The sequence below is a fragment of the Chryseobacterium sp. CCNWLW53 genome (assembly GCF_037083525.1).
In the GTDB taxonomy this organism is placed as follows: domain Bacteria; phylum Bacteroidota; class Bacteroidia; order Flavobacteriales; family Weeksellaceae; genus Chryseobacterium; species Chryseobacterium lathyri.
This window is the reverse complement of sequence record NZ_JBAOJR010000003.1, coordinates 588,093-604,164: the sequence shown is the minus strand read 5'-3', so window position 1 is coordinate 604,164 and position 16,072 is coordinate 588,093. Positions and strand designations below refer to the sequence as shown.

At 37.7% G+C, this 16,072-nt stretch carries 13 protein-coding genes; 8 read left to right on the top strand and 5 right to left on the bottom strand.

Annotation, left to right across the window (positions count from 1 at the left end; all coding sequences use genetic code 11):
• Nucleotides 1-14 precede the first annotated feature (14 nt).
• The 5 genes from V6R96_RS11835 to V6R96_RS11815 form a co-directional block, all read right to left on the bottom strand.
• Complete coding sequence (locus tag V6R96_RS11835; RefSeq protein ID WP_336378846.1) at nt 15-1,538, bottom strand: glycosyltransferase family 39 protein; 1,524 nt, start codon at nt 1,536-1,538, stop codon at nt 15-17.
• A 134-nt stretch (nt 1,539-1,672) separates the two neighbouring features.
• A complete protein-coding gene (locus V6R96_RS11830; RefSeq protein WP_336378847.1) occupies nt 1,673-2,866 on the bottom strand; it encodes an efflux RND transporter periplasmic adaptor subunit in 1,194 nt (397 codons plus the stop codon).
• Between the two features lie 119 nt (nt 2,867-2,985).
• Entirely contained in the window at nt 2,986-4,257 is a 1,272-nt protein-coding gene (locus V6R96_RS11825) for an ABC transporter permease (RefSeq protein ID WP_111956542.1), read from the bottom strand.
• Between the two features lie 78 nt (nt 4,258-4,335).
• Entirely contained in the window at nt 4,336-5,565 is a 1,230-nt protein-coding gene (locus V6R96_RS11820) for an ABC transporter permease (RefSeq protein ID WP_111956540.1), read from the bottom strand.
• A 93-nt stretch (nt 5,566-5,658) separates the two neighbouring features.
• Complete coding sequence (locus V6R96_RS11815; protein ID WP_111956536.1) at nt 5,659-6,348, bottom strand: ABC transporter ATP-binding protein; 690 nt, start codon at nt 6,346-6,348, stop codon at nt 5,659-5,661.
• A 426-nt stretch (nt 6,349-6,774) separates the two neighbouring features.
• Between V6R96_RS11815 and V6R96_RS11810 the strand changes: the two genes are divergently transcribed.
• The 8 genes from V6R96_RS11810 (at nt 6,775) to V6R96_RS11775 (ending at nt 16,065) form a co-directional block, all read left to right on the top strand.
• Nucleotides 6,775-7,749 carry a ribonucleotide-diphosphate reductase subunit beta gene (locus V6R96_RS11810; RefSeq protein WP_223560035.1) on the top strand — a complete coding sequence of 325 codons (975 nt, stop codon included), beginning with the start codon at nt 6,775-6,777 and terminating at the stop codon, nt 7,747-7,749.
• Between the two features lie 136 nt (nt 7,750-7,885).
• On the top strand, nt 7,886-8,173 hold the full coding sequence (locus V6R96_RS11805) for a hypothetical protein (protein WP_336378848.1): 288 nt from the start codon (nt 7,886-7,888) through the stop codon (nt 8,171-8,173).
• Between the two features lie 48 nt (nt 8,174-8,221).
• On the top strand, nt 8,222-9,889 hold the full coding sequence (locus tag V6R96_RS11800) for a ribonucleoside-diphosphate reductase subunit alpha (RefSeq protein ID WP_223560202.1): 1,668 nt from the start codon (nt 8,222-8,224) through the stop codon (nt 9,887-9,889).
• Nucleotides 9,890-10,532: 643 nt separating this feature from the next.
• Nucleotides 10,533-11,105 carry a hypothetical protein gene (locus V6R96_RS11795; protein WP_336378849.1) on the top strand — a complete coding sequence of 191 codons (573 nt, stop codon included), beginning with the start codon at nt 10,533-10,535 and terminating at the stop codon, nt 11,103-11,105.
• A gap of 6 nt (nt 11,106-11,111) precedes the next feature.
• Entirely contained in the window at nt 11,112-12,680 is a 1,569-nt protein-coding gene (locus V6R96_RS11790) for a hypothetical protein (RefSeq protein WP_336378850.1), read from the top strand.
• Nucleotides 12,681-13,279: 599 nt separating this feature from the next.
• A complete protein-coding gene (locus V6R96_RS11785) occupies nt 13,280-14,686 on the top strand; it encodes a hypothetical protein (protein WP_336378851.1) in 1,407 nt (468 codons plus the stop codon).
• 109 nt (nt 14,687-14,795) lie between these two features.
• A complete protein-coding gene (locus tag V6R96_RS11780) occupies nt 14,796-15,686 on the top strand; it encodes a DUF72 domain-containing protein (protein ID WP_336378852.1) in 891 nt (296 codons plus the stop codon).
• Between the two features lie 148 nt (nt 15,687-15,834).
• Nucleotides 15,835-16,065 (top strand): hypothetical protein, encoded by a 231-nt coding sequence (locus tag V6R96_RS11775; protein ID WP_111956898.1) that lies wholly within the window; start codon nt 15,835-15,837, stop codon nt 16,063-16,065.
• Nucleotides 16,066-16,072 lie beyond the last annotated feature (7 nt).

Genomic DNA, 16,072 nt, shown 5'->3' with positions numbered 1-16,072 from the left:
TAGTTAATTAAGTGTTAATATCTGTGCTTCACCTCATTAATTTCCTCCCTGATGTTTGTACGGATGTCAATTTTTGCTCCTTTAAAACTAAAGATTGTAGTTCCTTTTTCACGGGCAAATTTATTGACAATGGAATCTGCGGCTTTGGAGTTTTCGAAATAAGGACCTGTCTCTTTTAATTCATCTTCTTCTTTGGAAAATTCTTTTACCCGGATCAGGTTATCGTATTTTTTACTGAGATCAAACCAATTGATGTAATCCGCATTAAAGGAAACTGCCTGTACTCCTTTTTTGGAATAGTAATTAACAGCTCCTGCCTGTCCATAATTATCACAAAGAACTAAAGTCCTTCCGCTCCCTGAAAGCAGGGAATATTCCTTGTCTACTTTTTGGGCAAGCTCTTTCCATCCCTGCATATCTGCAAAATCCTGGGGCAGCGGATGGTCTTTACCGTCTTCCCAGCGGAGCAATCCCATTTTTTTATATTTTTCAGGATGGTTGACTATGTATTCCGGACTTTTATTGGGGAAAGCAAGATCATACAGAGGCAGAAACAGAAGTACAGGAACAAGGATAAAAACAGGCTTAAGAAACTTTTTCCAACTTTTATCAAAGATGTGCGCCAGAAAAACAGCCCCGAATGCTATAAAAACCGGATAAATCCCAACAGCGTAATAATCTTTAGCTTTGAAAAATAAAAACAGGGCAATAGTTATGACATATGCCCAAAAGAAAGATCTGAATTTCTCAAACGGTTTGTAAAATAACAACGCATAAAAGCCTGCAATAATGACCAATAACGAGCCTATAAAGAAAAGGATCTGGGATTTAAAAAAATCAAACCGGTCAACATGAACCAGTTGTCTTTCCGAAAGTTCTTTCATATGTGAAACAACTGGAAAATCGAATTTGTATTGCCAGATCAGGTTAGGAAGCATAATTAATACAGCTACGAAGGCCGCACCATAAAGATGAGGCTGAGCAAATATTTTTCTTTGTCTGGTCAGTAGAACGGCAGGAATAATTCCCAATACGGAAAAGACAATATTATATTTATTCAAAAAGCCTATCCCAAAGATTACTGCAGCAAGGTAGAGCCATTTTACTTTTTCGGAATTAAAATACAGGATCAAGACATAATAGATAAGGGTCCATAGCAATACCTCCAGGGAAGTCGGCTGAAAAAGCAAATTGATGCGAAGAAGTACTGAAAGCAGGATCCCTGTTGAAGCCAATATTTTGGCATACAAACTACCCTGAAGCTCATCAATAATTTCCCATACAACAACAATGGTCATTGCTCCGAAGAATGCCGGGAAAAATTTCACCCAAAATATGGACCCTCCGAGTGTTTTAACGAGCCAGGCCAGCCATGAATTCACCGGCGGAACGGAAAGATATCCCCAAGCCAGATGATTGCCCTGATCCAGATGGAGGTATTCATCTCTGTGTAACTCATATTCGGAGCTGATCAGAGAATATTGGAGGATGAATTTTACAATGATAAAGAAAAAGAGAATCAGGTAGCTTTTCTTCATAGTTATGAGATTGTATGGTTACTGTTTCTTGTAAGACAATTTATTAAAAATATCCATTACATCCATTTAAACAATAAAAATCCTGAGAAAAAATTTCCCAGGATCTTACAGTTTAAATATATAGTGATTGTTTACTATTTTTTCTTTTCTTTAAGCTCTTCCTTGTCCTTATCGGAAGGGTTCCATACTTTCACTTCAGAGTCTTTGGTGATTCCTGAAAGGATCTGAACATTGATCCCGTCGCTGGCCCCTAATTTCACATATACTTTCTTGAACTTTCCATCCGGCTGTTTCACTTCTACAAAAGGGGTATCTTTTCTGTTTTTCTTTTCGTACTGGATAAGTGATTCATCCAAAAGCAATGCATTTTTTTCAGATTTCAGGACAATTTCACCGTTAGCAGAAAACCCGGCTCTGATATATTCGTTGTTAGGGTTGTTTACGTCACCTTCTACCGGGAATTTTATCGTTCCCAGATTATCTTTTCCTTTAGGAGCGATCATGGTCAGTTTTCCCGGAAATGTTTTGTTCTGAAGGGCACCGATCACAATTTTCATATCCATTCCCTGCTTCAGTTTTCCTGCCTGAGCTTCATCTATTTCTCCCTGAAAGATCAGAGAATTAAGGTCTGCAATGGAGCAGATGGTTGTTCCTGCGTTGAATGAGTTAGCCTCGATTACCTGGCTTCCTACTTTTACAGGAACTTCAAGAACAGTACCTGCTGCTTTTGAACGGATCTGCGTTGTTGCAAGGCCCTGAAGTTCCGGAGTAGCCCCCGTTTTTACGATCTGTAATCTTTTTTGAGCTGTAGCCAGCTGCTGGTTGGCATTTCTAAGGGCCTGCTGCTGTGAAAACAGTTGCTGCTGAGAGTTCAAGTACTCCTGCTTGGAAATAACGCCTTGCTTGTACAGTTTTTCCTGCATAGAATATTGCTTCTGCATATTATCCACATTCATTTTAGCGTTGCTGATCTGCAGCTGAGAATTCACCACTTCCTGCTGAGCATTGTTTACATCAGCAATATTAGGAATGATTCTTACTGTAGCAATCAGCTGTCCTGCCGTTACCTTATCTCCTTCATCCACCAGAATTTTATCAATGATTCCTGCAATATTCGGCTTGATCTCGATCTCTTCTTTTGGAATGATCTTCCCTGTCGCCATCACCTTGTCTTCCATGTCCTGGTACTTTGGTTTTCTGGTCAGGAAAGCTTCACTTTCTTTAGAATTTGATTTTACGAGATACCCAATCCCGAAGATCAATGCCACTGCAAATAAAAGCCCGAGTACAATATAAATGGCTTTTTTCCAAGTGAATTTCTTTTTCATATATCTAGTTTATTTTTTACGATTAAAAGGAGAAAAATTAATTGAGAGGATTTAAATATTTAAACATTAAAGCCAATCATTATTTTTTCAAATTATTTTATTTTCAAATTAACATATTACTATTCTGATCTCAGGGCTTCAATCGGCCGGATCTTTACTGCACGCTGTGCAGGAATCATCCCGATAATCAAGCCAAGAATCACCATTACCGCCATGGCTCCGAATACGTTTCCATAATTTACGGTTGGGTTATAGAACGGAAACTCATCCTGGTTCTGGGTCACCATATTTAAAATAATCAGAACAAATATCCCGCACATGAATCCGAGAATCCCCGAAGAGAGTGTAATAACAACACTTTCCAGAAGAATCTGGTTTCTTACTTCAGCTGGTTTTGCTCCTAAAGCTCTTCTTATCCCGATTTCCTTTGTTCTTTCTTTTACCGTGATCAGAAGGATATTCGAGATGGCAATAACTCCTGCAAGGATCGTCAGTGTTCCTACGATGATTGTTAAAAGCTGCATTCCTGTAAGGAAACCTGTCAGTTTTTTAAATTCTTTACCCAAGTTGAAACTTCCGAAAGCATTGGTATCTTCGGGAGATACTTTATTTTTAGTCTTCAGTACAAGTTTTACGTCTTCTTCTACTCCATTAACGTTAGCATTGGGCTTGCTCACGATAGCAAACATATCAATCTGTTCTCCGGCGTTATACATTTTCGTATAGGTTGAAAGAGGAATAAAAGCAGTCCGGTCATTTTCAAAACCACCTCCTTTTTTCACTCTGAAAACACCAATCACATTAAAGAACAGTCCTTTTATATTGACTTGCTTCCCAACAGGATTTTCTTTTTTCTTGGCATCAAAGAAATTCTTATAAATCTCTTCCCCAATCACCACTACATTCTTATTTCCCATAACATCAGCATCGTTAAGATAGCGTCCGAAAATAAGTTTTTTCTCAGAAATTTTATTTCCTACCGCATAATCTCCCGTAAGGGAATAGGTGCCGTTTTTACCGTTTCTTGACATAGATTCACCGGGTGTTCCGGTAAAGCTTCCCCTAGCATTCTGCGGAGAGATGTAATCTATAGCAGACACTTTTCTTTTCAGCATATCCATATCGGATAACTGTAGATGAACCTCCCTTCCTTTCGGAAATCCCTCATATGGAATAGAGGTTTTCTGAGCCCAAAGAAAAATAGAGTTAGTCGCAAATCCGGAGAACAGCTTATCGAAACCATTTTCCATCCCTTTTGCCGCTCCAAGAAGACTCACATACAAAAACATTCCCCAACCTACCCCAATCATGGTAAGGAACGTGCGGAGCTTATTATTCCTCAGTGAATAATAAATTTCCTGCCAAGTATCTTTTTTAAATAAAATGTTCACTTCTTTGAGTTATAAGTTTAAAATATATATGAATGATGATTGATAATTGATCAATGATGATGTCTGTTTACCGCATCACTACTCAGTTCTTAACGCCTCTATTGGTTTAATCCTCGAAGCTCTGTATGCCGGAACGAATCCTGCAATAAGCCCTGAACACACCAAAGCTATAAATGCCATGAAGATGGTTCCCCACCCTACACTCGGGCTTTTGATGAAATATTCTTCAAGACTGTCTCCTATTAAACTAAGCGCCAATACACCTACTGCCACTCCAACAATTCCTGAAACTACCGTTATCACCACACTTTCCTGTACAATAAGAGCTACAATACTTTTCGGTTTGGCTCCAATAGCCTTACGTACACCAATCTCTTTGGTTCTTTCTTTTACGATATACACCATGATATTACTGATCCCGATAATTCCTGCCAGCAATGTTCCCAGTCCGATAAAGCCTACAATAAGGGTAAGCACGGCCATAAACTGGAAGGTTTCATTCATATTCTGGGCATTATTCCAGACACGGACTCCGTTTTCATCGTCAGGAGCAACATTCTTCCTGGCTTTTAAGCGGTCTTTAAGCTCATCCCCATATTTTATGGCTTCCTGGGGTGTTAGTTTTTCGTTATAGGCAATATATGCAGTAGATACGGTATCCGAACCTTTTTTCATCTGTTGAAGGGTTGTAATAGGAACGGTAATATGTCTTTCGTCCCAGTCTCCTCCGTCATCGGAAAATACCCCAACTACTTTGAACATAGTTCCGTTGATATTCAGGTCTTTTCCCACCGGACTTCCGTTCTTGATGAGGTCACGCTGAACCATTCTTCCGATCACCGCTACATTCTGTTTTCTTGCAAGGTCCATAGGCGAAAGATAGCGCCCGTCCAGCATCTTCCTGTTCTCAATAACCTTTTCTCCCGGTTCCGCTCCGTTAATCTGGTAAGTACCGCTTTCCTTTCCGTATTTTACCATTAAACTTGTGGTATATCTTGGGCTGGCATCACCTACTTTTTCTTTATCTGTATTGATCAGGAAATCATAATCTTCATTATCCATGGTGACCGTTCTGTCAGACTGAAGTCCTTTATAGGCCAACGTGGTTTTACCGGTATAGATCGTGATAAGATTCTGTGCATCTCTTGCAAAACCTTCGGTAAAGGCATTCTGAAGCCCTTTCCCTATTCCGAAAAGAACAACAAAAATAAAAAGCCCCAAAGCCACTGTAAACCCCGAAAGCACCGTCCGCAATACATTACTGCGAATAGAACTGAATATTTCCTGCCAACGATCTAGGTCAAACATTTTTATTAGTATTTAAAGATTGAAAATTTAAAGATTAAAAAACAGGCTCTAAATTTTCAAATTATCTTATTATCAAATTCAAATCAATACAGTTTACAAAACAATCTGCTTGATAAACTCATCACTTTCTATGATGCCATCCTTCAGTATTACGTTTCTTTTCGTCTGTGCCGCTACGTCCGGTTCATGGGTGACAACGATGATGGTTCTTCCTTCATTATTGATATCCTGAAGAAGTTTCATAATATCGTGCGTCGTTTTTGAATCCAGCGCTCCGGTTGGCTCATCGGCCAGAACTACTTTAGGATCTGTGATCAACGCTCTTGCAATGGCTACTCTCTGCTTCTGTCCTCCGGAAAGCTCGTTGGGAAGATGTCCTGCCCATTGTCCGAGACCTACTTTTTCCAGATATTCCAATGCTTTCTGGTTACGCTCTTTTCTCGGAACATTTTGGTAATATAAAGGAAGCGCTACATTTTCCAGAGCTGTTTTATAGCTGATCAGGTTGAAGGACTGAAAAATAAAACCCAGAAACTTGCTCCTGTACTCTGCAGCTTTCACTTCAGACAGATGCTCAATCGGAACATTATCCAGCTCATATGTTCCCGAATCTTTTTCATCCAGAATACCGATGATATTAAGAAGCGTAGATTTCCCGGAACCGGAACTTCCCATAATAGAAACAAACTCGCCCTCGGAAATATTAAGATTAATCCCCTTAAGAACGTGCAGTTTGCTTTTCCCCGTATCGTATGATTTATGTAAATCCTGAATTACTAACATGAAGTGATGCTTGTTTTATACCCAATAAGTAGGTGTTATTTTCAATTTGTTACAAGAACAATAATTTATTCGAATATTTTATTGTTTAACTTTTTAAACCTTTATTTACAGTACATTAAGGAAAAGTGTTTAACTGTAACTTTAATTTTTCATTTATTTTTTACTTATACCCCCGTCTAAGCCATTATCCGTGCTGGTTTCATGTAAATGTGGAAAACTTTTACAGTTAAAACTCAGCCAATTACTATTTACCCCTTTCAAAATCAGTTCTTTTTTTCGAACTTTGTCATTAGTTCTTTACAAGAAACCTCCACTCATGAATGTGAATATGTTTCTCACGTAAATACCAAACATACAAGAAGTTAAGCATTACTTCAACGTTATCCACAGTGATGCAGATTATTTAATTTTTAAAGCTATTTTAATATGGGAATTTTCGATAAAAGAGTAAGTTACAAGCCATTTGAATACCCTGAGGTTCTTCAGTTTGTAGAGGCGATCAACAAATCGTTCTGGGTGCATTCGGAAGTGGATTTTACTGCAGATGTTCAGGATTTTCATTCGCAGTTAGAGCCGCACGAAAAACACGCTGTAAAAAATGCACTTTTAGCCATTGCACAGATCGAGGTGTCCGTAAAGACATTCTGGGGAAACCTATACAATCACTTGCCAAAACCTGAATTCAACGGCCTTGGAGCTACTTTTGCAGAATGCGAATTCCGTCATTCTGAAGCCTATTCCCGATTGGTAGAGGTATTAGGATATAACGAAGAATTTTCCAATGTTATAGAAATTCCTGCCGTGAAAAAGAGAATTGACTTCCTGTCAAACGTTCTGAAACACGCCAATTCTACAACACCGAAAGAATATGTATCTTCTCTTTTATTATTCAGTATCCTGATCGAAAACGTATCCTTATTCTCACAATTTGCGATCATCCTTTCTTTCACAAGATTCAAAGGGTATATGAAGAATGTTTCCAATATCATCGCATGGACATCCGTTGACGAGCAGATTCACGCCAATGCAGGAATCTATCTGATCAACAAGATCCGTGAAGAACAGCCTGATCTGTTGACAGATTCAGATATTGAAGACATCTACACATTGGTAGATCAGTCTATTGAGCTGGAAGGTGAAATCCTAGACTGGATCTTCGAGCTGGGAGAATTAAGCGTTTTCTCAAAAGAAGATCTTCTGAACTTCATGAAATACCGTGTAGACGACAGCTTAAAGAAAATCGATATGGAAACCCGTTACAATGTTTCTCCTGAGCAATATCGCCCAATGAAATGGTTTGAAGAAGAAGTTTTCGCAAATTCAATGGATGATTTCTTTGCCAAAAGACCGGTAGATTATACAAAACACGACAAGAGTATTACAGCGAACGATTTGTTTTAATATAAGTGAATGTAGCGCGAGCGAAGCGAGCGTCAAAGCAGATAGTATCAGCAATATCAAACTGAGCCTATCGAATTATATTATTCAAATAAAATTTCTTCATTCTTTACAGCGACAAAAAATTCAAAGTACAACAATGATCAATGTAATTGTAACCTACACCGTAAAGCCTGAATATGTTTCAGAAAATAAAACCCATATTCAAAGGTTTCTGGATGATTTTAAAAATCTGAATCAGGAGACATTTGAATATAAGGTGTATGTAAAAGAAGACGGAGTTACTTTTTTACATTATTCAAACTACATTAATGAAGAGGTTCAGCATGAGGTATTGAATACTCCTTCTTTTAAGGAGTTTCAAAGATTAAGAGATGAAAGCGGACTGAACGGTACGCACAAAGTGGAAATATTACAATCAATATAAAAAGCAACAAAATTCCGGAGCACAAACACTGTTCCGGAATTCGAAAATATAACATCTATGGAAGAACAAAATTCAAATATATGGTGGCTCAATGAAGAGTCTGAGCAGATGCTGAACAGAGGATATCTGTTGAAAGGAGAAACTGTGGACGGAGCCATCGACAGAATTACCACTGCAGCTGCAAAAAAATTATACAAGCCGGAACTACAACCTGCTTTCAAAGAAATGATCACCAAAGGATGGATCAGTTTCTCATCTCCTGTATGGGCGAACATGGGAACACAGAGGGGGCTTCCTATCTCTTGTTTCAATGTTCACATTCCTGACAGCATTGAAGGAATTACTCACAAAATGGGTGAAGTTATTATGCAAACGAAAATCGGAGGCGGAACTTCAGGGTACTTTGGAGAGCTTAGAAACAGAGGAACTGCCGTAACGGACAACGGAAAATCTTCAGGAGCGGTTTCGTTCATGAAATTATTCGATACAGCAATGGATGTAGTTTCGCAGGGAGGCGTAAGAAGAGGTGCTTTTGCTGCTTATCTGGATATTGACCACGGGGATATTGAAGAATTCTTATCCATCAAAGATATCGGTAGCCCGATCCAGAATCTGTTTACAGGGATCTGCGTTCCTGATTACTGGATGCAGGATATGATCGATGGGGATATGGATAAGCGTAAAATCTGGGCAAGAGTTCTTGAAAGCCGCCAGCAAAAAGGTCTTCCGTATATTTTCTTCACCGATAATGTTAACAGAAACAAACCTCAGGTTTACAAGGACTTAGGAATGCCTGTCAATGCAAGTAATCTTTGTTCCGAAATTATGCTTCCTTCTACCAGAGAAGAATCTTTCATCTGCTGTTTATCTTCTATGAACCTGGAATTGTATGACGAGTGGAAAGATACTGATGCTGTAAAATTAGCTGTTTATTTCCTGGATGCTGTTTTGACTGAATTCATCGAAAAAACAGAAGGAAACTACTACCTGCAGGGAGCCAGAAACTTTGCACTGCGTCACAGAGCGCTTGGATTGGGAGTTTTAGGATACCATTCTTATTTACAGAAAAATATGATCCCGTTTGAAAGTTTTGAGGCAACTCAATTCAATGCGAGAGCTTTCAAACACATCAAAGAGCAGGCAGAAACTGCTTCAAGAGAATTAGCCAACATCTATGGAGAGCCGGAATTACTGAAAGGTTACGGATTGAGAAATACCACCACAATGGCTATTGCTCCTACCACTTCAAGTTCTGCGATCTTAGGACAGACTTCTCCTGGAATTGAGCCATTTGCTTCCAACTATTATAAAGCAGGTCTTGCCAAAGGAAACTTTATGCGTAAGAACAAATATTTGGCAAAATTACTTGAAGAAAAAGGTCTTGATAATGAAGAAACCTGGAGAACGATCATGCTGAACCATGGTTCCGTACAGCATCTTAAAGAGCTGACAGACGAAGAGAAAGCAGTATTCAAAACGTTCAAAGAGATTTCTCCTATGGAAATTATCTCTCAGGCTGCTCAAAGACAGCAATATATTGATCAGGCTCAATCTCTGAATTTACAGATTCCATCTACAATGCCTGTAAAAGATGTCAATTACCTTTATATCGAGGCTTGGAAAAAAGGAGTAAAAACTCTTTATTACCAAAGAAGCTCCTCTGTCTCTAAAGAAATGATGGTCAATTTTGTGACCTGCTCCGCTTGTGAGGCATAGCAATTTGTAATGAACTAACTAAATATTAAAAGCACACTTTTCAGTGTGCTTTTTGTTTATATCAAAATTTTAACAAATTTTAACGCTCAAGTTAGAAAAACAAAACTTCTCATTAATCCTTCATTAATGCTTAAAATACTCACTCTACATTCACCAAATAGTGAATCAAGTGTCTGCTGCAATAATTTCTAAGTATTATTTTTAATAATTTTATATTACATTTGTTGAAAATTTATTAAAAAACACAGATTCCAAATTAAAGTATTTAATATTAAATCAGCAAGAAAAATAGATCATTTGAGCTTTATTGAAATATATAAAGCAGATATATTTTGAATAAATATGATATAATTTAATATTAAACATTTGTAATCAAAAACAGAAATTAATTATAATAATTCATTTCCAGATTATACAAAAGAAAAAGGTATTCATAAAAAAAACACAAATAAAATACAGGAATACCAAAATATTTAAATAGAAAAAACACAAAAAAACAGCTTTGTATAAATGCTAAACGATGAATTTAACAAATTTTATTTATAATATAAAATAACAAAAAAATTTAATTAAACAATTAATTTACTATTGGCAGGAAGTTTGCTAATAGTACACAAAAACAACACAAAAAAATTATTTCGAAATGCACAAGATTATTACTTTAATTTTGGTAATGGCTTTTTGTACCATTACTGCTCAGGTGGGTATTAACACTTCTACACCTGATCCAAGCTCAGCTTTAGACATTACAAGCACTTCTAAAGGACTTCTTTTACCAAGAATCAGCAATCTAGCAACAGTTACCAATCCAGCAACAGGACTCGTTATTTTTGATACCAACAAAAAATGTATCAGTCAAAATGTAGGAACACCTGCCGCTCCGGACTGGGTATGCCTTTCTCCGTATGTTGCTAAGTTCTTTTACATGCCGAGCGTAGTTTTTGACACGACTACTCCTGCAACAGGACAGACAAAGGATCTGTATACTTTATATAGAAACCAGTTTTCCAATATCCCGGCAAATGCAAGAAGTACATCAGCTCCGGCTGCGATTCCGTTTTTTCCAAACGCAACAGATTTACACTATTATGTAACGGGTTATGATACTTCTGTTTTCAAAATAAACAGCATCAGCAACACAGGTGTATTAAATTATGATGTTTTATCAAATGCTACCTCAGCATCTTTCATCAACATCGTATTTGTTGTAAAATAAGCAGCTATGAAAAAGAATTTAAAAGGGCTGTCTTGGATGAGCCTGATTTTCGTTCTGTTTACCAACTTCGCGTATGCACAGACAGATAGTACTGAGGTAGCAAGTATTTATGGGTTTTATTCCTATTCAAGTTCATTAATGAATGCTTCTGCGGCACCAGAACTTTCGATACAAGGAAGCGCTTCCCATACTTCTACAGGAATACAGCTTACTCCTGCAAGCTCAGGACAGTTTGGAGGATTGTTTATCAACGGAAGAACCTTTACTTCGGTAAACGGGCTTCATGTTGAATTTGAATATGACATGAAAAATGGAACACCCTTGGGTGGAGCCTATGGAGACGGATTGTCTTTTTTCCTTTATGACGGGGCAGTAACAAGCCCTACCATTGGAGCACCTGGTGCCGGTATCGGATATTCCTATAACAGGACACAAAATACCTATGCAAGCCAAAGAAAAGCTGGTTTATCTGGGGCTTATCTGGGTATTGCCCTGGATGAGTTCGGAAATTTTAAATCGAAGCGTTTTCAGGGTGAATCCAGAGTAAATGGTATTGCGGGGGTAGCATGGAGCCAGGCAACAAGCCATGTCACTTTAAGAGGGGCAAGAGGAGCCGCCATTAATGCCAATGGTTTAGGATTGGGATATACCGGATATCCCGTATTGGTTACCCGTTCTACCTTAAGCAACTCAGGTGCGGTAGGAAGAATCCTGCAAACTGACAGAAGCTATCTTGCGACTTCCAATTCACTTTCCTCTTTATTTGACCTCAGAAACAACGCAGGAGAGTTCAGGAAAGTATACCTAGATCTAATTCCCCATTTTACAACTCCGACCACAACAGACGGGTTTGATATAAAAGTGGATATCCAGACTACACAGAACGGAACTCCTGTGAATGTCATCAATTATTACCACTACAAAACTTCAGTACCTTATACCGAGAATGCCAATCCTCAGATCACTGATTTTAATACTTCGGATGTTGAAGGAGCCGCTACTCCTCAAACTTTGGATGCAACGGTTCCGGCTGTTTTGAAGCTTGGTTTTGCAGCAGCTACAGGAGGAGCTTATCAACAGCATATTATCAGAAATGTAAAGCTTACTCTTCCTTATGCCGCTGTTGCTAATGATGATATAGCTTCTACGTGTAAGTTACAACCGGTTAATATTCCTGTTTTCACTAATGATATAGCTTATAAAGGCCCTATCAGCGTTACGACCCCACCAACCGGAAGCAGTTCTAATATTGATTATTCGACATTCAGTTTTACAAAAAACAATGATACAGATCTTACGCTGTACCGTAAAAAAGTGACTCCACAGGGAACATGGACTTATAATAAAACGACAGGTATTGTTACCTTCAATCCTTCAAGCGGATTTACAGGAACAGCAACGATGACCTATACGATAAAGGGAAGAACTGTAAAAGACTCAAACGGTAAGATCATTGAGCCATATGGTGATACTGCTTACCGGTCTACTCCCGCTACTATTACTGTCAATTTAAAAACCACAGGTTGTATCTATTCTGTTATTTCGAACAGAATGGTAACACAGGGAGTAAAATAAGACGACAAACAAGACAGTTCAATAATAAATAAAGCTGGAACAAACAGAAATGTCCCAGCTTTTTGTTTTATTATACCAGTCTAATCATGAAATTCAGACCAGTAGAAGATCATTAAAAATAGATCTTACACCTCCAATAGATTATTTACTATATAAAAAAATGATTTCATTTTTTTTTAAAATATTTATTAACTTTATATAAACAAAAACACACACATTTATGAAATTAAATTTTACATTATATCCCTTCTCTATTGTTTGTATTTCATAAGATACAAATAAGATTGACAGACTCGTTCGTAAGTTTTTGATATTAGTTGCTATAAAAGGAAGTACATAAAACATTATTGATTATACTGTTTAAATGAATTTTACTGCGAAATACTGAATTCTAAAACTTTCTACACCAATTATTAAAGATTTATACAACCTGGGTACAAGTTAGTTCATGGTATTTAACTGACTCCCGTGAAGTCTGAATAATATTATAAATCCATTTCCAATTTGATTTAAATAAAAAGTATTAATGTATTTAAAATTCATTAATATCTTTTCGGCCTTATTAAAATAATAATTTTCAATTAAATACAAATAAACAAATGAAAAAAAATGTGTTATTCGGGATAGTTATTTTCCCGTTATTTTATTCCGCACAAGTAGGTATAAATACATCTACTCCAGCTGCAACATTAGATGTAACTGCTAAAAATGCAACAGGAACCACTACGAGTGTAGATGGTTTGTTAATACCCCGTGTAGACAGACAAAGAGCGCAAAGCATGGCTTCTGTTCCTACTTCGACTCTCATTTATGTGAATAGCATTGCAACGGGAACCCAAACAGGAACCGCTGCCAACATAAATGCAGTTGGGTATTATTCATTTGACGGATCTGTCTGGGTAAAAATAAATACAGGAAATGATGTTAATATTTATAACTCAGACGGAACACTTGCCGGAAACAGAACGGTTGAAATGGGAACCAACTTTTTAAGATTCCAGAATACTGCATCCGGACCGTTTTTCAGACTTCTTCATACGGCTACTGATGGTCAGGCCACTCTTCAGGGAACCAACCGTTCCAGTATGACATGGTCTTCTAATGCCGCCTCTTTCCTTGATATTTTTCAGGATGTAGGGTCGGCAGCGCAAGTTGCCATTAGAGGAACTTCTACGGGACTGTTCTTAGGTTCATCTACGGGAAGTACAGCTCCTGTCAACCTTATGACCAATGGAACCACAGCCCTTACAGTTATTAATGGAGGTAATGTAGGAATAGGAACTACAGCACCCAATGCCAATGCATTATTAGAATTAAGTTCATCATCAAAAGGGCTTTTATTTCCAAGAGTAACTCTTACCTCTACAGCCCTTGCCTCTCCGCTTTCCGCACATGTGGCAGGTATGAAAGTATATAATACAGCAACCAATACATCATCTGCAGGTAATGAGGTCTATCCTGGCGAATATATAAATGACGGTGCAAAATGGGGACGTTCATTAAGCACAAATGATGTTAGTATACTGGTCGGAGCAGATGGTACAGACGGTGTGGCTACATCAGCGACGATAACAGTGCCTAATGCTGTAACTAATGTTGATACTAATTTAAGTACGTTTAATTTTACATTGACCAGACCTTCTTTAGTCACTTTCAGCGCAAATGTTTCAGCAAGTTTAACAACCACTACAGGAAATGCAATAACAGATGGGGTACCAAGACTATATCGTGTTTTTTGGCAGTTTACAGCACTACCTGCCGGCTCTACATTAACTACAGGAGCTGCCTATGGTCCGAGTTCCGGTATTTATACAGGAGCCAGTGCCGCAGGTGGTACAACAGGAAATATGAATACGACTCCCAATATGTCTCTTAAGCTAATTGCAGGTTCATACACCGTAGTTCTAACCGGACGATTATCAAATGTTACCAGCTCCTCCTATAATGGACAATTTGGAGTAGCCACTAATGACAATGTGAGTATTGTTGCTATACCTATAAAATAATATTTTTATTCTAATAAAATATCATTTACATTAATTTGATAAAACCGCAGAAAATTTCTGCGGTTTTGTTTTATATTTGTTATACTCGTTTAATCCTAAAAATATAGATATGAAATTCGGCCAGGTAGAAGACCCTTCAAAAATAGATTTTACACTTCCTAAAGATCATTCCAGAACTAAGGAAATTCTAAGTCAGAATAAAAAAGGATTGGAAAATATTTCTATTGGATGTGCAAAATGGAACAAAACCGATCTTAAAGGATTTTATCCTAAAGGAACCAAGGACGAATTGACCTATTACGCCAAACAGTTTAATTCTATTGAACTGAATGCTACTTTTTACGGAATGCCTACCCCAGAACAGGTAGCGGTCTGGAAAGAAAAGACGCCTGAAAATTTTAAATTTTTCCCAAAAATCACCAATACTGTTTCGCATTTCAGAAGGCTGATTGACATTACTGAACCGGTAACCAATTTTGCATCGGCCATCATGAATTTTGATCAGAAACTAGGCATGGCTTTTTTACAGCTTCATGATAATTTTAAACCTAAAGATTATGACAGGCTGGAAAAATTTGTAAAAGACTGGCCTCAGGAAGTTCCTCTTGCTATTGAACTCCGCAATACGGAATGGTTCTCTGATGAAGAGATCTTCAATACAACCTGCGAGCTTTTTGAAGCCAACAACATTACCAATATTATTGTGGATACTGCCGGGAGAAGGGATATGCTCCATATGCGTCTCACTACTCCCAACGCTTTTATCCGATATGTTGGCGCCAATGCAGAAAGCGACTATGAAAGGCTGGATGACTGGATGAAACGTCTGACAAAATGGAAAAAAGAAGGTCTGCAGAATGTATACTTCTTTGTTCATCAGAATATTGAAAAAGCGTCTCCCCTACTTTCCGCCTATTTCATTAAACAGATGAATGAGGAATGGAAAACCGATCTACATATCCCGCAAATGGCCACCGATAATAACGGAACTTTGTTTTAACTAAATTAACCAAATAAGTTTTTAATTGTTGTATTTTTCAGCCAGACCTGCAAAAAGATGCTTAAAAAGCTATTTTTGTTGAAAAAAAACAGTAAATTAGGATATACTGATGTTCATTATAAAGCACAGTATCCTAAAAACAAATGTCATGGAAAAAGAAATTTGCACAATCAGTATTGCCAGTACGTGGCTCGGTGATGAATATACGTTTTACGAGGATCATAAAATAAAAAGAGTCTACGATAACCATAGTCTGAGTTCCAACCGGACCGAGTGGCTGGAACCCCACCAGATCAGTAAGCACAATAAAGATAAGCTGATTAAAAACTGTCCTGAAGAATTTAAGGAACAAGTCATGCAGATTCTTGATTATCCATAATATATAA